The following is a 20,605-nucleotide window of genomic DNA, read 5'->3' on the forward strand; positions in this document are numbered from 1 at the left end:
CCGTGACGTCGCAGGCCGTTTCCTTGCCGCCTTTGGGCTGGCATTGGCCGCGCGGCTGCGCTACTCAGCCCCGAGCCTTAAGGGGAACGCGCCATGTCTGAAAGCACCACCTACGAAACACCCGGTCCGATCGAGGCTGGATTGTCGGATGCCATCTCATCTACGGAAGAGATCATTGCCGAAGCGAAAGCTGGGCGGATCTATATCCTTGTGGACCATGAAGACCGTGAAAACGAAGGTGACTTCGTCGTTCCGGCCGATGCATGTGATGCGGCTGCGGTGAATTTCATGGCCACACACGGTCGCGGGCTGATCTGCCTTCCAATGGAAGCGGCGCGTGTGGACGAGCTGGGCTTGCCGATGATGGCGATGCACAATTCCTCGCGTCATGAAACCGCGTTCACCGTGTCAATTGAAGCACGCGAAGGCGTGTCCACCGGTATCTCTGCCGCCGATCGTGCACTGACCGTCGCGACCGCGATCAACCCCGACAATGGCCCCGCCGAAATTGCCACCCCCGGTCACGTCTTCCCGCTGCGCGCGCGCAATGGCGGTGTGTTGGTTCGCGCCGGCCATACAGAAGCTGCCGTGGACATCTCGCGCCTTGCTGGACGCAACCCTTCAGGGGTGATTTGCGAGATCATGAACGAAGACGGCACCATGGCGCGGCTGCCAGAACTGGTTGAAATCGCACAGAAACATGGGATCAAGATCGGCACGATCTCGGATCTGATCGCCTATCGCCGCCGCCATGACAATCTGGTGCGTGAGACGGGTCGCGAAGCCATCACCTCGGAGTTCGGAGGCGAGTGGGAAATGCGCATTTTCACTGACATGACGCACGAGATCGAGCACGTGGTGCTGATCAAAGGCGACATCTCGACAGATGATCCTGTTCTCGTACGGACCCATGCACTGCAGGAAGCGCAGGACGTGCTGGGTCTTGGCCCAAAGCCCGCTGACGAATTGCCGCGCGCCATGCAGATCATTGCGGATGAGGGCAGGGGCGTTGTGTGTCTGTTCCGTGAGCCGCGCAAAACATTGCATGCCGATGAAGAGGAAGGCCCGCGCACCGTGCGCCAGATCGGCCTCGGTTCGCAAATTCTGTCGACTTTGGGTCTAAACGAGATGGTGCTTTTGACCGACAGCCCCGAGACGCGCTATGTGGGGCTGGACGCTTACGGGCTGACCATCACCGGCACGCGCCCGATTCAAAAGGACTGAACCATGGCCACTGCAGAACAGCACTACATTCTGAACCGCCCCAGCTTTGACAAGCCAGTCAAACTTCTGATCGTTGTCGCGCCTTACTACAAGGACATCGCGGACAATCTGGTTGCGGGCGCCAAGGCTGAAATCGAGGCCGCAGGCGGCACATGGGATCTGGTTGAAGTACCTGGCGCACTGGAAGTACCCACCGCAATTTCCATGGCGGACCGCCTGTCGAACTTCGACGGCTATGTGGCGTTGGGCTGTGTGATCCGAGGCGAAACCACGCACTATGAAACTGTGTGCAATGACAGCTCACGTGCGATCCAGTTGATGGGTCTCAATGGGCTGTGCATCGGCAACGGCATTCTGACGGTAGAGAACCGCAAGCAAGCCGAGGTGCGCGCGGATGTAAAAGACCAAAATAAAGGTGGCGGCGCAGCCGCTGCGGCCTTGCATCTGGTCGCGCTTTCGCGCAAATGGGCGTCTTCAAGCAAGGGCGTCGGGTTCAAGACACTTACGGATTCGATCAAACTTGCCGGTGACACGAAGGATACCCCAACCGCATGACGCTTTCCGGCAACCAGAAACGCCAGATGAAATCTGCAGCTCGCCTTTTCGCGGTGCAGGCGCTGTTTCAAATGGAAGCAGCAGGCCAGACAATGGACCGTGTTATGGTCGAGTTCGAGGATCATCGTTTTGGCGAGGAGTTCGACGACCACACGATGGCAGAAGGCGACAGCCGACTGTTCCGCAAAGTGGTTGGCGATGCGGTAAACCATCAGGCGAAAATCGACCAAATGACTGACCGCGCGCTGGTGGCAAAATGGCCCATCGCGCGCATTGATCCAACCTTGCGAGCATTGTTCCGCGCAGCAGGCGCCGAACTGGTCGAAGGCGACGCTCCGCCCAAGGTGGTGATTACGGAATATGTCGATGTGGCCCGTGCGTTTTTCCCGGAAGGGGACGAGGCAAAGTTCTCAAACGCCGTTCTGGATCACATGGCCCGTGAGGCAAAGCCTGAGGCGTTTTAAGTCTCTAACGCTTGGCGGGCTAAATCGACAGTTTTCGCGTTTTTCGTTGTATTGACAGCCTACTATGGGTAGATGGTGATATTCTTTTATCACTTGGTCAGTGTTTCTTGCACGTTATGAAAAATTCGAACTCTCAGATCCGGCTTGCTGCGTTTTATGCTATATTGATCAGCTTGCTTGCGCTTGGGTATTGGGCGGTCTTCCTACACGAAATCCACGGTGGCCGGGATCTAGCTCCCGCTGCAATTGTTGCCCTGTTGGGGTATGTTGCGGTGTTGTATCTGCGGCCGCGATCAGCGTCACAAATCAAGCGTCCCGTTGCGCTGATCTATTGGGTGTTTGCGGGCTTGTTTTATCCTTGGTTGGTTCTGCGCCAGTATTTCGGGGCGGTTACAGTAAGCGCCGTTGTCTACCACTGGGGAGAAGGCGTGACTGGGGGGGTGAACATTCCGTCCATTTTGGCCCATGTTGCGGCTCTTGTCCTAATCGCCATCCTGCTCCACGCTATCTATCTGTTTGTTGCACAGTCGCGATGGGGCAATTTCATGTTGCTGTCTGCAGCAACGGTGTTCTTGGTCTTAAACCCAATAACGCGATATGTCGGTGACAATCTGAGCGTTTTGGGGCAGGGCGCGCCTGAAAGTGTGCGCGCGTTTGCTTCAGACCCCATCATAACGGCCGAGCCTGATCAGCCGCGCAATCTGGTGATTGTTTTGCTTGAAGGGTTAGAGGCAACCTACGAGAACCCAGTGTTCGGAGATGCCTACGCGCCGCTTGCGGATCTACGCGAATCCGCCACAAGCTTTTCGAGTGTCCGTCAAATTCCAATGACAGGTTGGAGCGTTGCAGGATTGGTTGCATCGCAGTGTGGATACCCCACTCCGCCTCGTGGAGTACGCCCAAGTTTTCTTATGTCCGATAAAGAAGTGGACTTCATGTCTGATCGGGTTTGCTTGGGGGATGTGCTCTCAAAACAGGGCTATCAGGTTGAGATGCTGCTGGGAGCAAACGCGGTGTTTGGCGGCTTCGAAGCCTTCCTGAACAGCCATTCTTTCGATCGTGTGACGGATCTGCAGGGGATGAAGGCGTATGGGGCAACAGATTTCGGCCCTTGGGGATTTCATGATGGTGAGGTTTTCAAAGCCGGGCTTGCGCGCATTCGTGAACTCGAAATGGCCGGTGCGCCCTATGCATTGTCCTTGTTTACGATAGGCCCTCACGGACCATATGGTTATCTGTCCGAGGCATGCCGTTCTGAGGGTATGCCTGATGCTGTCCCTGATGTGCTTTTGGCGGTGGAATGCACCGGCCGTTTGGCACGCGACTTCGTCAATGAAGCACGCAAAATTGCTGACCCGTCGACCCTGTTTGTTGTGATGTCCGACCATTTGGCTCATTCCAACGTCAGCGCGATTGGTCAGTTGAAGACGCTACAACGCCGTAACACAGTGTTTTTTGTGAATGCGGGTAACGAAGGCACCGTCGTCGGTAAACGCGGAACGATGCTTGATGTTTATCCCACCATTTTGGAAGCCTTGGGTTTTGAATTGAAGGGTCGAAAAGCTGGATTGGGAACCTCGTTGTATTCTGGAATAAGGTCCTTTGCAGATGGCGAGGATCAATTGACAACAGAACAACGGCTTCGTCGCGATGTCAGGTTTGTCCGGTGGCTCTGGCGCAACGAGCTTGGGGATGAACAAGGCTGATCAGACTGGGTGTGCTCTAGCGTCTCTAGCCTTCAAAGCCGATTCAAGCCAACAACTACGTCACCAGTGGGCTCTGTGCGGCTTTTACATATTGGAACCAGAGCGCGCGTGGATGCGACATTTTCTGATCATGATGCCCAAAAACTGTAGTCAGGTGCAGATTGCACTATGCGCAAGCCATGCCCCTGCGACGCCATGTCTGCTTTCAAACCCATGAGCGCCAGAGTTAGGATGCCTCTGTATCAAGGGGAAGATCATGCCAAAACTCGTTCGTGTTTACATCCAAAACGTCCTTGTTGGCTTCGGTTTGTCCGCAGCTTTTGTAGCGGCGTTGCTTTACACCAACGTTGGGAACCTATGGCACCTGATCTCGACCTCGGATATGGGGTGGATCGCCGTTCTGATGTTGTTCATGTTCAACGGCATCGTGTTTGCCGGAGTGCAATTTGCTTTTGTTATCATGCGGATGGAGAAGCGTGATGATACACCGAAAGGCGGCAAGCGACAGCCTGTGATCACAGGCGAAACGGCTCTTGTGAAAGTTGCCGCCCCCCGCTGATATCTTGCCAGTTCCCGCGAATGAGGTCATGCTTTCCAAGCGATGAGGGGGGGTAACCATGGCTGGTGGATGGGCGCGCGATGGCGCTGTAAGCGAACAGATTGAAGCTTCGGTCTCGGACGAGCTGGCCCGCATGAAGGCCAAGGCGCAGCCCGTGGGGGAAAGCTTCACCCATTGCGCCGAATGCGAAGAAGAAATCCCTCAAGCCCGTCGCGAAGCCTTGCCGGGGGTAAAGCTGTGTATTGACTGCGTGCAAGAACGGGATGCGGCGTTCAAGAACCGTCCCGGCATCAATCGGCGTGGCTCGAAAGACAGTCAGTTGAAGTAGCGGCAACGGGTGGCGCCAAAATGCCGGCCCGCAAAATCATCTCTGAGTTTTGTAAGACGCCAGCACAGAGCGATTGTTTTGCGCGTGGCGGGCAACTAGCTTCACTTGGCGTCGGTTTACTGGAATGTGGCAGGCTGACTGTGGATTATGTATTTCCAACTCATCTGGAAATATCTCGCGAAGCTCTTGCAGTGAAGCGGGCGGAAGCGACTTAAGTGCTTCAGGACCAAGAAGCAAGCTTTCAGTGGGAGCACCTTCGGCGAATAGGACCAAATGCTCTTCCATAACGATGTGGTAATAAGTGACGCTTGTGACCGACATATCAACGTAAATGCCGGGCAGATCGGTCAGCTTGATGGCGGCAATGAGAACCTCGGAGACACCGAACATGCGTTTCACAATGGGGGACGTCACCAGCATGCGATGTTGGCGAGACACCAGAAGATCGCGGATTGGGAGACCCTGGCCAAGCGCCCCTTTGCAGATGCGAACCGGGTACAGCCGGGCGTTTTCTTGAAGGTCTGTCTTTGTAATATGTCTGTGAAGAACATGCGCGATGGGCCGATGACTGCCGCCGAACGTCTCAACCAATGTTCCGGGTAAAAGGTCCTCGACAAGACGGGCACCGTCGGCTGTACGAACAAGTGTTCCACCAGTAAGACATGGGATACTGCCGGGGGTGGGGGAGGTGTTGACCGTATAGCTGTTTACGTCCCCGGTCGTTGACACAAGCGAAGAACCAGCACCTGCTTGCCCTATATCAGTAGATGTCAAACCGCTGGCCGGGCCCTGGGTCGCGGTTACGGTCGCGGCATTGTCATCAAAGGAAACGAAGGAATAGACCGTGCCGTTTTCGGAAAGCGACACCGCGTTGGTTTTACCCAATCCCGTGAAAGTACCGACAGAATTGTCGATCACATAGATGTCTTTTCCGGCGACCGTGGTGGGAGTTAGTCCGTTTAGTGACGTGGTCGAGCGAATGGTCCCATTGGCATTGTAGATCGTAACAACGAGATCGGTGACGTCGTAGCCGCCATCAACCTGAATCTCGATGAAATCCTGAGGTGGACCACCAAGGTACTTTAGCTCTGAGAAGAACGGATCTGCCATAATCTCAAACACCAGTTACAAGAAACACATCGGCGTTCAGCCAATATGCGCAAACCCCCGCGCTAGTTGTAACTTTAGTTCAAGTTTTAGTCGAATAACATTTTTTTAGGATTTTCGGTTAATAAGATTTGACCGATGGCTGAGAGGTATCAGCCATCGGTTGGTCTAGTCAGTCTTCCATCGCTTCCAGCTCGTCGATGAAACCTTCGATCATTCCCAGGCCTTTGGCCCAGAAATTCGGGTCGGACGCGTCGAGCCCGAAAGGGGCCAGAAGCTCTTTGTGGTGCTTCGATCCGCCAGCTTCCAGCATCTCGAAGTACTTTTGCTGGAAATCTGCATCGCCTTCTTCGTAGACAGCATAAAGCGCGTTCACTAAGCCGTCGCCAAACGCATAGGCGTAGACATAGAAGGGCGAATGGACGAAGTGGGGGATGTAGGACCAGAACGTCTCGTACCCATCCATGAAATCAAAGGCTTCGCCAAGGCTTTCAGCTTGTACGGACATCCACAGTGCGTTGATGTCATCGGGTGTCAGTTCGCCTTCTGCGCGGGCCGCGTGCAGTTTGCACTCAAAGTCATAAAACGCGATCTGACGGACAACCGTATTGATCATGTCTTCGACCTTGCCAGCCAGCAGCACTTTCTTTTCCGCATTTGTATTGGCTTCCGACAGAAGCTTGCGGAAGGTCAGCATTTCGCCAAAGACGGATGCGGTTTCAGCCAGTGTCAGCGGTGTCGATGATAGCATCTCGCCTTGCTTGGCGGCCAAAACCTGATGCACACCGTGGCCCAATTCATGCGCTAAGGTCATCACGTCACGCGGTTTGCCCAGATAGTTCAACATCACATAGGGGTGGACGTCTGTAACGGTCGGATGGGCAAATGCCCCCGGTGCTTTGCCGGGTTTCACGCCTGCATCAATCCAACCCTTCGAGAAGAAGGGCGCAGCGATCTTAGCCATTCGGGGATCAAAATCGGCATAGGCGTCCATGACGATCTTTTCGGCTTCTGGCCAGCTGACCAGCGCGTCATCTTCCATCGGCAATGGTGCGTTGCGGTCCCAGACCTGCATCCGGTCAAGCCCCAACCACTTGCGCTTAAGCTCGTAATACCGGTGCGACAGGCGCGGATAGGCGTCGACCACAGCGTTTCGCAACGCCTCGACCACTTCAGGCTCTACATGGTTCGACAGATGTCGCCCGGTCTGCGGGCTGGGCATTTTGCGCCACGTATCCTCGATGGCTTTTTCCTTAGCCAAGGTGTTGTGAACGCGCGCGAAAATCTTGACGTTCTCGCCCAGCACGCGGGCGATCTCTTCTGATGCGGCTTGACGGGTGTCGCGATCTTTCTCGGTCAGAAGGTTTGCAGTCGCTTCAAGCCCGCGCTCTTCACCATTCACCGTGAACATCAGCCCTGCGACAGTTTCGTCAAACAGTGTGTTCCAAGCGGATGCCCCGACCGAGGACTTGTCGTGCAGAAACTGTTCCAGCTCGTCTGACAGCTGATAGGGGCGCATGGCGCGCAGACGATCAAAGATGGGCTTGTAACGGGCAAGGTCTGCGTTGTCGGCAAACCACCCGTCCAGCACTGTGTCATCAATCCGGTTCACTTCGAGCGAGAAGAACACCAAGGGCGCGGTGAAAACGGTAATCTGTTCCTGACAGTTCTGGAAAAACTGCGCACGATCTGCGTCAGTTGTCTGCTGGTAATAGCGCAGGCCTGCAAAAGACATGATGCGCCCACCGATCAGCTCAATTTTCTCGTAAGCCTTCACGCAGTCCAACATGCCAGCAGCATCCAGATCCGCCAGTTTTCCCTGATAGGTCTGGGCGAAATCAGCACAGGCGGTTTCAAGCCATTTCAGATCACGCTCAAGCTCTGGTGCGTCTTGCGAGCTGTAGAGATCAGATAGATCCCATTCCGGCAGATCTCCGAACGGGTTTTCCCCCGTTCCGGCAGTTGCATCTCGCAGAATTTGTGGGGGTAGGGTGGAAAACATGAGACCTCCGAATACTTGTTCCTCAAGACATAGGCGGTGCGCGAGTTGGTTGCAATCTACTGCTGTTTTTGCCCTTGCGCGTGGGCTTATAGAATTGCGGACTGATCCTCTAAAATCTTGCCCCATGTGAAGATCTGATAGTTGCGATAGGCAGGGACAAAGAACGGATCTTCTTTAATGAGCGCTTCGACCGCGTCGCGGGTGTCAGCGTCAACAATCCAGAGCGCACCACAGAAATCGGCTTCTGGACTTGGCTTCAGGCCCCCGCCGATGACAAGCTCGGGGTGGGCCATAGCATAGGCCACATGGGCGTCGCGCGTCTTCCTGTCGGCACGAATGTTGTTCATCTCAGGTTTGTCTGTGAATATGACGGCCCAACGCTGCATTGGTATCTCCTTGTTTTATAGAAGCTTGGTTTTATAGAAGCTTGGCGGTGAACCTGACACGGGAATAGGGCCACTTAAGTAGGGGGAATGCGGCCAAGTTAGACCGCTATGATGTCCGCGCATTGGTGGAAACCGGCCTATTTTCCCCCTTGGGGGGTTTTGACCCGGCCCGAGCGTCCCTTTATAGGGAGGAGGTCTTTCCTTAGGAGCTTTAGGCGTGATCAGATTCGTCCTTGGCATTTTTGGTGCAGCCTTTACCGGCATCACCCTTGCGATTTTTATGGCTGCACTTGTCGTGGGCGGCGTTTTCTGGATGTATTCCAGGGACTTGCCTAGCCACGAGCAGTTGTCAAATTACACGCCAGCAACGATCAGCCGGGTCTATTCCGGCGAAGGCCAGCTGATGGATGAGTTTGCGCGTGAGCGTCGCTTGTTTGCCCCGGCAGACGAAATTCCGGATCTGGTGAAGCACGCTTTCATCTCGGCCGAGGATAAAAACTTTTACAATCACGCAGGTTTTGACCCGCGCGGAATCGCGGCGGCCGCGATCGAGGCTGCACGCGGGGGCGCTCTTCGTGGTGCGTCGACGATCCCGCAGCAGGTTGTGAAGAACTTTTTGCTGAGCTCGGAACGGTCTGCTGAACGGAAGATCAAGGAATTGATCTTGTCGGTGCGTCTGGAAAACACCCTGTCCAAGGATGACATTCTGGCGCTTTACCTGAACGAGATTTTCTTGGGCCAGAACTCCTATGGTGTGACGGCTGCCGCCCAAACCTATTTCAACAAGACGTTGGACGAGCTGGAACCGCACGAGGCTGCCTATCTGGCGACCCTTCCTAAAAAGCCTGCAAAGTTGCACCCGGTCCGCAACAAAGACGTCGCCCTTGGGCGTCGAAACTATGTCCTGCGTGAGATGTATCAGAACGGTTACTTGGATGAGGCCGTGTACGAGGCCGAAGTCGCATTGCCGCTTCGGTCCGTGCAAAACGGTGACTTTGAAGGGTTCCGCACCGCATTGCCCTCCAGGGACTACTTCACCGACGAAATCCGTCGTCAGCTAAGCCGTGACTTCGGGGAAGAAGAGTTCTTTACCGGCGGTCTGACCATTCGCGCAACAGAACACCCTCATCTGCAAGAGGTCGCAGCCGCAAGCCTTCGCAATGGGCTTGAGAAATATGACCGGGGCAGGGGCGTTTGGCGCCCGACCGGGGTGACCTTGCCTGATGCTGCATTGGTGGATGAAGCCAGCTGGCGCGCGGCCTTGGCCGAAACGAAGTTCCCGCGTGATGTTGCGGGATGGTCCCCGGCCGTCGTGCTTGAACTTGGTGGCAATGATGCCCGTATTGGGATCGAAGGTGTTGAAGACGACGAGGATGGGCATTGGATCCCAGCCAAAGACGTCACTTGGGCACGCCGTTTGAACGAAGACGGAAGCCTGGGTCGAAAAGCCCGCGTGGCAGGCGATCTGCTGAAACTGGGCGAGGTTGTTCATGTTCGCCGCATGGTCAGCGATGATGACGGCAGCTTTATCCGCTGGACGTTGCGCCAGATCCCGGAAGTGCAGGGCGGCTTTATGGCGATGGATGTGAACACGGGTCGTGTCTTGGCGATGCAGGGTGGGTTTAGCTATCAGCACTCGGTCTACAATCGCGCGACACAGGCGCAGCGGCAGCCGGGTTCAAGCTTCAAACCGTTTGTTTATGCTGCGGCGTTGGACAGCGGGTTCTCTCCTGCAACCATCGTGATTGATGCCCCGATCGAAGTTGTGTCGGGGGGCGAGATCTGGCGCCCGAAAAATGCGTCGAACAAGTTTTACGGCCCGACCCCCCTGCGGACTGGGATCGAGCAATCGCGGAACCTGATGACTGTGCGTTTGGCGCAGGAAATTGGGATGGACACGGTGGCGGGCTATGCTGAACGCTTTGGCGTTTACGAACGTATGAATCCCTTCCTTGCGAACGCGCTGGGCTCGGAAGAAACCACTCTTTTCAAGATGGTAGCGGCCTATGCGATGTTTGCCAACGGGGGTGAACGGGTTGAGCCGACGCTGGTTGACCGCGTTCAGGACCGTTGGGGGAAAACGGTTTATCGGCACGACCGCCGCGACTGCGTGAACTGTGATGATCCGGTGCTAACATCTGGTGCAGAGCCGACAATCGACAGCAACCGCGAACGTGTGATGGATGCGATCACTGCCTATCAGCTGACCTCGATGATGCGTGGCGTTGTTCAGCGCGGTACGGCCAGCCGAACAGTGAACCTGCCGGTTCCAACTGCTGGTAAAACGGGAACGACAAACGATGGACGTGATGTTTGGTTTGTTGGCTTCACTTCGAACATCGTGGCAGGGTGTTACATCGGCTATGACCGTCCTCGCACCATGCCCGGTGCATCGGGTGGCGGGATGTGTGGTCCGGTGTTCAACGGGTTCATGAAAGAAGCCATCAAAGAACTGGGCGGAGGGGACTTCAAGGTTCCCAAAGGCGGGCATTTCATTAAGATTGACCGGTTCTCTGGCGCTCGTTTGCCCAACAACGCCAGTGGCGATCATGTTGTGGCGGAGTACTTCCGCGATGGGGAAGAGCCGCTTTTCGGTGTGATGTTCGACGGTGGTTTTGCGATGGGGGCCAATCTTCCGCTGTTTGATAACGCTTCAGAGAACTCTGCAAAGGTTAAAACCTCGACAGGTAAAACCGTTGTGGTGCCTGGTAAGGCTGATTTTGGATCGCTGTCCTCTGGCGGGCTATATTAATCAGGAAAACAACCTGAAATAGAGCGGTTGATCGCGGTCCTCCCACAGCCCTTTCGAAAAACTTCTGCAGTGAAAAGCATTTTGCCCATTGTCATTTCATGGGTGCAGCACTTATGTTCAGGAAACGGAGGCGGATGTTGAAACGCGCCCCGCTCTGAGAATTTCTCTGTCATGGAGACGGATGCCGGTACTGAAAAACCGCAGACCACATCATGACAGGTTAAAAGCGCTTCGGGACGCAGCCGCAAGACGGACTGGCCGCCGAAGCTGGAAATTGATGACCCGGCAGTAGGTTTTATCAAACTTGCCCCGGTGTCGGTTGATACGCCCACGCTTTGCACAGCAAAGGGGGGCACATAATGGGTCTCGTACGAACCGCCGGTTTAACCGGACAGGATAGGCGAGGCCGGAGAAGAAACGCGATGATGCGTGCGAGGACAGAGCAAGTAGGCAGACAGGGGCAAGTGCCCCTTGATTTGTTGTCTCATCCCCCGCATCTGCTCGCCCTTACAAGTCACCTCTATCACGTTGCGCGTCCTCCAGGACGGGTGCGGCGATCCGGGTGCAGAAAGATACAATGGCAAAGAAGATGCTTATCGACGCCACCCACGCCGAGGAAACTCGGGTTGTGGTGGTTGACGGAAACAAGGTCGAGGAATTTGACTTTGAATCCGAGAACAAACGCCAACTTGCAGGCAATATCTACCTAGCGAAAGTCACGCGGGTTGAGCCTTCGCTTCAAGCAGCATTTGTAGACTACGGCGGAAACCGCCACGGTTTCCTGGCCTTCTCGGAAATTCACCCGGATTATTATCAGATCCCTGTGGCTGACCGCGAAGCGCTTTTGGAAGAAGAGCGCGCCTATGCAGAAGCACTGGCCGCCGAGGAAGACAAGCCCAAGACACGTCGTCGTCGCCGTTCTCGGTCGCGCTCTAAGGCGGAAGAGACCAAGTCGGATGATGCGGTTGCCACCAAAGAGATCGATCAGGCCTCCAGTGGTATGGATGTGATTGATCTGGACGATGCTGGATCAGATGAAACCGAGGGCCATTCGCCCATGGATCTGGTTGCTGAAACCCCGGTTGAAGAACCCACAGATGAAAATTGGGCCGATGCTGAAGGTGCAGACAAGGCTGAAGCAGCTGAAACACCTGAAGAGGCCTCTGAACAAGACGCCAAGTCAGACGCTGATACGTCATCTTCCGAGAATGATGACGACAGTGATGACGACGAAGATACACCTTTGGAAGCGTCCGAGAAGGATGACCAGATCGAGCGTGTGGCCGATGACGATTCCAGCGAAGAAATTCGTCCGCGTCGCAAGCCGCGCCCGAAGCGTTACAAGATCCAGGAAGTGATCAAGGTACGCCAGATCCTACTGGTACAGGTCGTGAAGGAAGAGCGCGGCAACAAAGGCGCAGCTCTGACCACCTATCTGTCGCTGGCGGGTCGGTACTGTGTGCTTATGCCCAACACCGCACGCGGTGGCGGGATCAGCCGCAAGATCACCAACGCCGCTGACCGCAAGAAACTAAAGGAAATCGCCGCCGAGATCGATGTGCCGAAAGGTGCCGGGCTGATCGTGCGTACGGCTGGGGCCAAGCGTACCAAGACCGAGATCAAGCGCGACTATGAGTATCTGCAGCGCCTTTGGGAACAAATCCGCGAGCTGACGCTGAACTCCATCGCGCCGGCCAAGATCTACGAAGAAGGCAACCTGATCAAACGCACGATCCGCGATCTGTATTCGCGTGAAATCGACGAAGTGTTTGTTGAGGGCGAAGCGGGTTACCGCGTGGCCAAGGACTTCATGAAGATGATCATGCCGTCTCACGCGAAAAACGTGAAGCTGTATCAGGACGCCATGCCGCTGTTCGCGCGCTATCAGGTCGAAAGCTATCTTTCGGGCATGTTCAACCCGACAGTGCAGTTGAAATCTGGTGGTTACATCGTGATCGGCGTGACGGAAGCCCTTGTGGCGATCGACGTGAACTCGGGCCGGGCCACGAAAGAAGGCTCGATCGAGGAAACCGCTACGAAGACCAACCTTGAGGCTGCTGAAGAAGTGGCGCGTCAGTTGCGTTTGCGCGACCTTGCCGGTCTGATTGTGATCGATTTCATCGATATGGATGAACGTCGAAACAACAACGCCGTTGAAAAGCGAATGAAGGACAAGCTGAAGACCGACCGCGCCCGCATTCAGGTGGGTCGTATCTCGGGCTTCGGTTTGATGGAAATGTCGCGTCAGCGTCTGCGTCCTGGGATGATCGAGGCAACGACCCAGCCTTGTAACCATTGCCACGGCACTGGCTTGATCCGTTCGGACGACAACCTTGCCCTGAACATCCTGCGTCAGCTGGAAGAAGAGGGCGTGCGCCGTCGTTCACGCGAAGTTTTGGTGAAGGCCCCTGTGGGGATCGTAAACTTCCTGATGAACAACAAACGCGAGCATATTGCGCAGATCGAAGCACGCTATGGCATGTCGGTTCGGATCGAAGCAGATCCTTTCCTGATCTCACCAGATTACACGATCGAGAAGTTCAAGACCGCCACGCGTGTGGTGCCGGAAGCTGCGCCCGTTGTGTCTGTTGATGCGTCGATCATGGCTGACATCGATGATGTGGAAGACGCGGAAGTGATCGCGGAAGACACCACGGATGAAGTGCCGGCAGCTGCTGAGGGCGAAGATAAGCCCAAGAAGCGCCGTCGTCGGCGTCGTCGCCGTCGTGGTCGCGGTGGGGATGAGCAGCAGGATGCTGAACAGTCCGAGAGCGGAGAAGCCGAACAGGCTGCTTCGGAAGGGGATGCGAAAGCTGACGAGACTTCTGAAGACACAGACGCCCCTAAGGATGCTTCTGAAGAACCGACAGAAGAGAAGACCAAGCGCAAACGTGCCACCCGGTCGCGCAAGAAGAAGACCGACGAGGTTGCGGCTGATGCTGAGGGTGCCGACGCGGTCGCGACCGAGGCAGTAGAGGCCGAAGCGCCAGCTGAGGAAGAGAAGCCCAAAAAGCCAGCGCGCAAGCGTCGGACATCCAAGGCGAAGGCCGAGGAAGAGGCCAAGGCGGCAGACTCTGAGGTTTCCGACGAGGCAAAGCCAGAGGCATCAGAAGAAGCAAAGGAAGAAAAGCCCAAGCGTAAGCGTGCAAGCCGTGCGAAAAAGCCGAAGGCTGAGGACGCTCCGGCCGAGGCAGAAGCCAAAGCGGAAGAGGCTCAGGCTGAGGAAGAAAAACCCAAGAAGCCGGCTCGTAAACGCGCGCCGCGCAAGAAGGCTGAACCAGTAGCGGCCGAGGCTGAAAGCGCCCCGGCGGAGGCCCCCAAGGCTGACCCAGAACCCGTCGCAGTTGCTGCGGTTGCCGAACCTGCTCCGGCTGCAGAGGTTAAGTCGGATGAGCCGCCCAAACCAAAGCGCAAAGGCTGGTGGTCTCTGAACCGCTGATAGGAAGCAAAGTAAGAGAAAGCCGGGCACATCGCCCGGCTTTTTTCGTTTAGCCGCGTTTGATGAAGTAAAAGGTTACGCCCTCGGGACCAGACTGATCATCTTGCCCCACAAGCTTGTGCCCTTGTTCTGCACAGAAATGCGGAACGTCGATCACGGCAGCAGGGTCGGTGGCCTGAAGTCTAAGGACCTGACCCTTCTCAAGCGATTTCAACCGCTTGCGTGCTTTCAGCACGGGCAGGGGACACAATAGCCCAATGGCATCCAGATCATCATCATAGGTCATACTGTTCCATAATATCTGCGCCTTGCCCTGTCCATCCTCGGCCAGATCGCAACTTGTCGCGCAGATGTGACAAAGCAGCAGGTGACGCCGCCCAAAACCCACGTTATGTGAAAGATATGTTTGGAATAGAGCTCATCGACGCAAGCCTTGTGCCTGCCCTGACCATCGCCTTCATCGCGGGGATCCTAAGCTTCATAAGCCCCTGTGTATTGCCGATTGTGCCGCCTTATCTGGCCTATATGTCGGGGATCAGCATGTCTGAAATGAACGAGGGCGGATCGGGTCGCGGCAAGGTGCTGTTGGCTGCCATGTTTTTTGTTCTGGGTCTGTCGACGGTCTTTCTGTTCCTGGGCTTTGCCGCATCCGCGTTCGGGGCGATGTTTTTGCAAAATCAATCTCTGTTCGCGGGGATCGCGGGTGTGGTCGTCATGGTGTTCGGCGCGCATTTTCTGGGCGTGATTTCGATCCCGTTTCTGAACCGCGAAGCGCGATTGGATGCAGGTGATCAAGGTGGCAGCGCGTTTGGGGCGTATCTTTTAGGGCTCGCCTTTGCCTTTGGTTGGACGCCCTGCATCGGGCCGCAGTTGGGCGCGATCTTGGCCTTGGCTGCAAGCGAAGGCTCGGTTGTGCGCGGCACTGTGTTGCTGGCCGTATACGCAATTGGATTGGGCCTTCCTTTCCTTTTGTTCGCCGCATTCTTTTCGCGTCTGGGCGGGCTGATGGCGTTCATGAAACGCAATATGGAGCGGATCGAGCGCATCATGGGTTTGCTTTTGTGGACCATCGGCCTACTGATGCTGACAGGCGGCTTTTCCCGCTTCTCTTACTGGTTGCTCGAGATGTTCCCGGCCATGGCCACGCTGGGTTAAGCAAGGGTGCAAAATCTATGCGCTGGGGGTTATTTCCCCGACCAATCCGGTCTAACCTGACAAAAAGTACAGGCCGGGCAGATGACCAAGCACGCCGACAGCTCAATCACCGTACGTCGCCGCCGGGTGTTCTACATTCCGGGCTATGACCCCATTCATCCGCGCCGCTATCGCGAACTTTACCGCAAAGAAGGGGCGGCACAGGCCGGTATCTCGGGCTATGAGTTGGATCTGATTGGTCGTCAAGGCACGGCCACTTACGGCTGGCAGGTGCTGGGCCGCATGGATGGATATGAGACGGAAGCCGAATTTGACGTGTTGGTCTGGTCCGACATCGTGCGCAGCAGCATGGAGCGCAACATCCCCCAGACCTATCTGATGATGTTGCGCACCGCATGGACCTATATCAGTACGGGCACGCTTCGGCGTCTGATGTGGCTTCGTAAAGGTCCTGTGATCGCGGCACTCTATCCAGTGGTTGCCCTGATCTTGCAGTTCATACTGGCGGTCGTCGTTGGGCTGATCCTAGGGGGACTGGTGCAATGGGCGTTTGGCGGGGTCTCTCCGCTTTTGGGCCACCTTCTGGGCTGGGTTGCCACGCTGGGTGTTGTCGCGGCCCTTTTGATCTGGTTTCGCAAAATCGACAATAAGCTCTTTATCTACTACCTGATGCATGACTACAGCTATTCCGCCGCAACCAAAGGAGCGAACCCGCCTGAGCTTGAGGCACGCATGGCTGAGTTTGGCGACCAGATCGCCAGAGCTCTTGAGACCGATGTGGACGAGGTATTGGTGATTGGGCATTCATCCGGTGCGCACATCGGCGTGTCGATCCTGTCTGACCTGCTGGTGCAGGGCAGGGTGCCCGCGTCAGGACCTCAGCTAAACTTCCTGACCCTTGGGCAGGTGGTGCCGATGGTCAGTTTCCTACCTAAAGCTGGGCGGCTGCGGCGTGATCTGAACCGGCTGTCACAACAAGATCAGATTGCATGGGTTGATGTGACCGCGCCAGGGGATGGTTGCGCCTTCGCTTTATGCGATCCCGTGACCGTATCTGGGGCGGCCCCGGACAAGGGCAAACGCTGGCCGCTTGTGTTTTCAGCGGCCTTCACCCAGACGTTGTCGCCCAAACGATGGGCGCAATTGCGCTGGCGTTTTTTCAGGCTGCATTTCCAGTATCTCTGCGCCTTCGACCAACCCCGAGATTATGACTATTTTCGCATCACTGCGGGTCCACTGACCCTGCGCGACCGGTATCGTAACCGGGCGCCGTCGAAAAGCCGCATTGACGTCAGCGCGTCAAAATACACATCACTGGTGCCATGACGGAACCTATGCCCCCTAAACCTCCCTCGCGTGCCGGTCGCGTGTCGCTGTGGCGCTATGCAAAGCTGTTTCGCAAGGACATCCTGTCGGCCCAGCCCGCGCGGCTGTATCACGCGTGGATGGCAGAGTTTCGAACGCCGTTTTTCCGCAGCTACATGTGCAATGATCCCGAGCTCGTTGATTTGGTACTGAAACAGCGCCCCGATGATTTTCCCAAATCTGACCGGATTCGCGAAGGGCTTGCCCCGCTGCTTGGAAACTCGGTTTTCGTCACGAATGGGGATGTTTGGAAACGCCAACGCCGCATCATCGACCCGGCCTTCGAAGGTGGGCGGCTGCGCGAAGTCTTTCCGGCCATGTGGGACGCGGCGAACGCAGTCGTCGCACGCCTTGAAACTCATTCAGACGGAAAACCCGTTGAGATCGAAAGCCACGCCAGCCATGCAGCGGCGGATGTAATTTTCCGCACGCTCTTCTCGATCCCTATTGAGCACGAGGTCGCAGGTCGCGTATTTGAAGAGTTCAGGGAACACCAACGCACGCAGCCCGTGCTGAACTTGGGGGCATTCTTGCCTCTGCCAAAATGGTTCCCCCGCTTTCACAAGCGCGACACGAAACGCACGGCCAAGGTGATACGTCAGTTGATCGCGCAGCTGACACAGGACCGAATGCGCGCCATCCAAGATGGGGACGCTCCGGATGATCTGGCAACCAAGATCATGACGACACCGGACCCGGAAACGGGGAAGTGTTTCGACACAGATGAGATGGTGGATCAGGTGGCCATCTTCTTCCTTGCGGGCCACGAAACCAGTGCGTCGTCTCTGGCATGGGCGCTCTACCTTTTGGCGCTGTATCCTGAATGGCAGGATCGTGTGGCAACAGAAGCGCGGGCTGAAATCGATCCGGATAAGGTGTATTTCTCAGTCATGTCGAAACTCCGCATTTCGCGTGATGTGTTTCGTGAAACCATGCGTCTTTACCCGCCGGTTCCAATGATGGTGCGCGAAGCGCAATGCCCCGAACGTTTTCGGGCGCGCGACGTACCAGCAGGAAGTCAGATCGTGCTCAGCCCGTGGCATCTGCATCGTCATGAACGTTTGTGGGACAACCCGGATGGGTTTGACCCTGACCGGTTTCAAACGCCGAACGGCAAAGAATGTCTGCGCAACGCCTACATCCCCTTTTCTACCGGGCAAAGGGTTTGTCCGGGATCTGGATTCGCCATGATCGAAGGGCCGTTGCTTCTGTCGATGCTGGTGCGATCTTACCGGTTTGAACTTGTGAAAAACCGCCCTGCAATACCTGTCGCACACCTGACTGTGCGTGGAAAAGACGGAATTTGGCTGTCCATTACGCAACGTTAAGCGTTGGGAATCACTCAGGGAAAACAAAAAGATATTCTTTGAATCGCATATTTGGTGACAGAAACGCGCCTTTTCCCCGTTTACCGAAACGTCAACTTGTCCAAAATACATGTCATCAGGGGAAACACATTGGGGAATGTGATGATGCCTATCGCTGCCAATCTAACTGCTCCAAAAGGGGGGGCTTATCGTATGTCGCTTCCTGCATGGCGTATATTCGGTGCTCGTTCTGACGATGCCGAAAACGAAGAGAACTTGTCGAGAGAAGAGCTGGAAGGCCTCTTTCAAGATGTCCTGCAACCAGGGCAAGACGGTAAGAAGCTTTCGCCAGATGAACTGAGCGAACAGCACCGTATCGCACGCATCCGTGCCGCCCTTCGGGGCTAAACCACGCGGCCGCTAGTTGTTGATTTGGTTCTGCGTGTATTCCAGAACATAGACCCGGATTGCCGAGGCCAGCCCACGGTCAACACCGCGTTCATTGTCGATCTCGGCCGCTAAGGCATTCAATGGAAGACCGCGCGCTTTTGCGATCAGTTGAAACGCCTGCCAGAACTCAGGTTCCAAGGATACGGATGTTCGGTGCCCGTGAAGGGTGAGTGAGTGTTTTACGGGTCTGCTCATTCGTCATGATCCCGCTTGTGTCCATCTAAGTGGGACTGCGCGCGCGATGCACTCGTCTTTTCAGATAGTTTTTGCGCTTTTGTGCGCCCATACTTCACGGCGTTTTCGTCAGCGCGGGCCTTTTTGGCAGCCCGTGCTTTTTCTTTTCGAAACCGGTTCAGGTTGACCGGCCCTGAACCAGATTCGGGCATCAGTCCTTCGGGCCGATCATTTGTTCAGGACGGACCACTTCGTCAAAGGTTTTCTCGTCTACGAAACCAAGGGCGATGGCTTCTTCCTTCAGGGTGGTGCCGTTCTTATGCGCGGTCTTGGCCACTTTGGTCGCGTTGTCATAGCCGATGGTCGGGGCCAAAGCTGTCACCAGCATCAGGCTTTCCTTCATCAGCTTGTCGATGCGCGAATCGTTGGCTTGAATGCCGTTCAACATCCGCTCAGTGAAGCTGTCTGTCGCGTCGCCCAGAAGCTGGATCGACTGCAGCAGGTTGTAGCTCATCATCGGGTTATAGACGTTGAGTTCGAAGTGACCCTGCGAACCCGCAAAGGTCATTGCGGCGTTATTGCCCATAACGTGGGCGGCAACTTGGGTCAGCGCCTCGGCCTGCGTAGGGTTCACCTTGCCCGGCATGATCGACGATCCCGGTTCGTTTTCCGGCAAGATCAGTTCGCCCAGACCCGAGCGCGGGCCGGAGCCCAAAAAGCGGATGTCATTGGCGATTTTGTAGCAGCTGCCAGCAACTGTGGCCAAAGCGCCCGACATGAAGACCATGGCGTCGTGGGCCGACAGGGCCTCGAATTTATTCGGTGCGGTCACGAAGGGCAGGCCAGTGATGCGCGCCATATTGGCCGCAACGGTTTCGCCCCAACCTTTTTTGGTGTTGAGCCCGGTGCCCACGGCGGTGCCGCCCTGTGCCAGCTCGTAAATGCCGGGCAGGGCCAGCTTCACCCGTTCGATGCCCTGACGGATCATATGGGCGTAGCCTGAAAACTCCTGACCCAGTGTGAGCGGGGTGGCGTCCTGCGTATGGGTGCGGCCGATCTTGATGATGTCTTTGAACTCTTCTTCCTTGGCCTCAAGCCCTTTCAGAAGCTTTTCAAGACCCGGCAGAAGCACGTCACGAACCATCATCGCCGTTGCAATATGCATGGCGGTTGGGAAGGTGTCGTTTGACGACTGGCCCATGTTGCAGTGATCATTGGGATGAACCGGGTCTTTCGAGCCGATCACGCCACCCATGATTTCAATCGCACGGTTTGCGATCACTTCGTTCGAGTTCATGTTCGACTGGGTGCCAGAACCGGTCTGCCAGACGACCAGCGGGAAGTTGTCGTCGAACTTGCCCGCGACCACTTCGCTTGCGGCCTGAATGACGGCATCTGCGATCTTGGGATCCATGTCACCGGCGGCCTTGTTGGCCTCAGCGCACGCTTGCTTGATAACGCCCAGCGCGCGCACGATGGCGACGGGTTGCTTTTCCCAGCCAATCGGGAAGTTCATCAAAGAGCGCTGCGTCTGCGCGCCCCAATACTTGTCGGCGGGAACCTCAAGGGGGCCAAAGCTGTCGGATTCGGTGCGGGTCTGGGTCATGTCTTTGCGCCTTTGTCAAAAATACC

General features: G+C 56.0%; 19 protein-coding genes. 12 read left to right on the top strand and 7 right to left on the bottom strand.

Annotated elements, in window-relative coordinates; all coding sequences use genetic code 11:
- Positions 1 to 93 precede the first annotated feature (93 nt).
- The 6 genes from ribB (at position 94) to MWU55_RS08665 (ending at position 4,836) form a co-directional block, all read left to right on the top strand.
- Positions 94 to 1,224, top strand: a complete 1,131-nt coding sequence (gene ribB, locus MWU55_RS08640; RefSeq protein ID WP_246935641.1) for a 3,4-dihydroxy-2-butanone-4-phosphate synthase — start codon at positions 94 to 96, stop codon at positions 1,222 to 1,224.
- A gap of 3 nt (positions 1,225 to 1,227) precedes the next feature.
- Positions 1,228 to 1,779, top strand: coding sequence for a 6,7-dimethyl-8-ribityllumazine synthase (locus MWU55_RS08645; protein ID WP_246935642.1), 552 nt, complete (start codon positions 1,228 to 1,230; stop codon positions 1,777 to 1,779).
- A complete protein-coding gene (nusB, locus tag MWU55_RS08650; protein WP_246935643.1) occupies positions 1,776 to 2,243 on the top strand; it encodes a transcription antitermination factor NusB in 468 nt (155 codons plus the stop codon). The genes MWU55_RS08645 and nusB overlap by 4 nt, the downstream gene beginning before the upstream one ends.
- A 116-nt stretch (positions 2,244 to 2,359) precedes the next feature.
- Positions 2,360 to 3,949: a sulfatase-like hydrolase/transferase gene (locus tag MWU55_RS08655; protein ID WP_246935644.1), complete on the top strand. Its 1,590-nt coding sequence runs from the start codon at positions 2,360 to 2,362 to the stop codon at positions 3,947 to 3,949.
- 256 nt (positions 3,950 to 4,205) lie between these two features.
- On the top strand, positions 4,206 to 4,508 hold the full coding sequence (locus MWU55_RS08660) for a hypothetical protein (protein ID WP_246935645.1): 303 nt from the start codon (positions 4,206 to 4,208) through the stop codon (positions 4,506 to 4,508).
- A gap of 58 nt (positions 4,509 to 4,566) precedes the next feature.
- On the top strand, positions 4,567 to 4,836 hold the full coding sequence (locus tag MWU55_RS08665) for a DksA/TraR family C4-type zinc finger protein (RefSeq protein WP_246935646.1): 270 nt from the start codon (positions 4,567 to 4,569) through the stop codon (positions 4,834 to 4,836).
- Between the two features lie 36 nt (positions 4,837 to 4,872).
- Here MWU55_RS08665 and MWU55_RS08670 read toward each other — a convergent pair whose 3' ends face one another.
- From MWU55_RS08670 to MWU55_RS08680, 3 genes are all read right to left on the bottom strand, one after another.
- The gene (locus tag MWU55_RS08670) at positions 4,873 to 5,946 is read right to left on the bottom strand and encodes a Hint domain-containing protein (RefSeq protein WP_246935647.1); all 1,074 of its coding nucleotides are present in this window, start codon (positions 5,944 to 5,946) and stop codon (positions 4,873 to 4,875) included.
- A gap of 169 nt (positions 5,947 to 6,115) precedes the next feature.
- Entirely contained in the window at positions 6,116 to 7,945 is a 1,830-nt protein-coding gene (locus MWU55_RS08675) for a M3 family oligoendopeptidase (RefSeq protein WP_246935648.1), read from the bottom strand.
- Between the two features lie 86 nt (positions 7,946 to 8,031).
- Positions 8,032 to 8,331 (bottom strand): YciI family protein, encoded by a 300-nt coding sequence (locus MWU55_RS08680; RefSeq protein WP_246935649.1) that lies wholly within the window; start codon positions 8,329 to 8,331, stop codon positions 8,032 to 8,034.
- 217 nt (positions 8,332 to 8,548) lie between these two features.
- On the opposite strand from MWU55_RS08680, the gene MWU55_RS08685 reads away from it, so the two are divergent.
- Both MWU55_RS08685 and MWU55_RS08690 read left to right on the top strand, forming a co-directional pair.
- Positions 8,549 to 11,083 carry a PBP1A family penicillin-binding protein gene (locus MWU55_RS08685; RefSeq protein ID WP_246935650.1) on the top strand — a complete coding sequence of 845 codons (2,535 nt, stop codon included), beginning with the start codon at positions 8,549 to 8,551 and terminating at the stop codon, positions 11,081 to 11,083.
- 577 nt (positions 11,084 to 11,660) lie between these two features.
- Positions 11,661 to 14,522, top strand: coding sequence for a ribonuclease E/G (locus MWU55_RS08690; protein ID WP_246935651.1), 2,862 nt, complete (start codon positions 11,661 to 11,663; stop codon positions 14,520 to 14,522).
- A gap of 49 nt (positions 14,523 to 14,571) precedes the next feature.
- On the opposite strand, the gene MWU55_RS08695 is transcribed toward MWU55_RS08690, so the two are convergent.
- A complete protein-coding gene (locus tag MWU55_RS08695) occupies positions 14,572 to 14,808 on the bottom strand; it encodes a sulfurtransferase TusA family protein (RefSeq protein WP_246935652.1) in 237 nt (78 codons plus the stop codon).
- 116 nt (positions 14,809 to 14,924) lie between these two features.
- Between MWU55_RS08695 and MWU55_RS08700 the strand changes: the two genes are divergently transcribed.
- From MWU55_RS08700 to MWU55_RS08715, 4 genes are all read left to right on the top strand, one after another.
- Complete coding sequence (locus MWU55_RS08700; protein WP_246935715.1) at positions 14,925 to 15,677, top strand: cytochrome c biogenesis protein CcdA; 753 nt, start codon at positions 14,925 to 14,927, stop codon at positions 15,675 to 15,677.
- 81 nt (positions 15,678 to 15,758) lie between these two features.
- Complete coding sequence (locus MWU55_RS08705) at positions 15,759 to 17,003, top strand: hypothetical protein (protein WP_246935653.1); 1,245 nt, start codon at positions 15,759 to 15,761, stop codon at positions 17,001 to 17,003.
- Positions 17,000 to 18,370 (top strand): cytochrome P450, encoded by a 1,371-nt coding sequence (locus MWU55_RS08710; RefSeq protein ID WP_246935654.1) that lies wholly within the window; start codon positions 17,000 to 17,002, stop codon positions 18,368 to 18,370. The genes MWU55_RS08705 and MWU55_RS08710 overlap by 4 nt, the downstream gene beginning before the upstream one ends.
- 192 nt (positions 18,371 to 18,562) lie before the next feature.
- The gene (locus tag MWU55_RS08715) at positions 18,563 to 18,757 is read left to right on the top strand and encodes a hypothetical protein (RefSeq protein ID WP_246935655.1); all 195 of its coding nucleotides are present in this window, start codon (positions 18,563 to 18,565) and stop codon (positions 18,755 to 18,757) included.
- 12 nt (positions 18,758 to 18,769) lie between these two features.
- On the opposite strand, the gene MWU55_RS08720 is transcribed toward MWU55_RS08715, so the two are convergent.
- The 3 genes from MWU55_RS08720 to fumC are packed head-to-tail and all read right to left on the bottom strand — an operon-like array spanning position 18,770 to position 20,579.
- Positions 18,770 to 18,994, bottom strand: coding sequence for a ribbon-helix-helix domain-containing protein (locus MWU55_RS08720; RefSeq protein ID WP_246935656.1), 225 nt, complete (start codon positions 18,992 to 18,994; stop codon positions 18,770 to 18,772).
- Positions 18,991 to 19,185: a DUF4169 family protein gene (locus MWU55_RS08725; RefSeq protein ID WP_246935657.1), complete on the bottom strand. Its 195-nt coding sequence runs from the start codon at positions 19,183 to 19,185 to the stop codon at positions 18,991 to 18,993. The genes MWU55_RS08720 and MWU55_RS08725 overlap by 4 nt, the downstream gene beginning before the upstream one ends.
- Entirely contained in the window at positions 19,185 to 20,579 is a 1,395-nt protein-coding gene (fumC, locus tag MWU55_RS08730) for a class II fumarate hydratase (protein WP_246935658.1), read from the bottom strand. The genes MWU55_RS08725 and fumC overlap by 1 nt, the downstream gene beginning before the upstream one ends.
- Positions 20,580 to 20,605 lie beyond the last annotated feature (26 nt).

This window comes from Aliiroseovarius sp. F20344, from assembly GCF_023016155.1.
Classification (GTDB): Bacteria; Pseudomonadota; Alphaproteobacteria; order Rhodobacterales; family Rhodobacteraceae; genus Aliiroseovarius.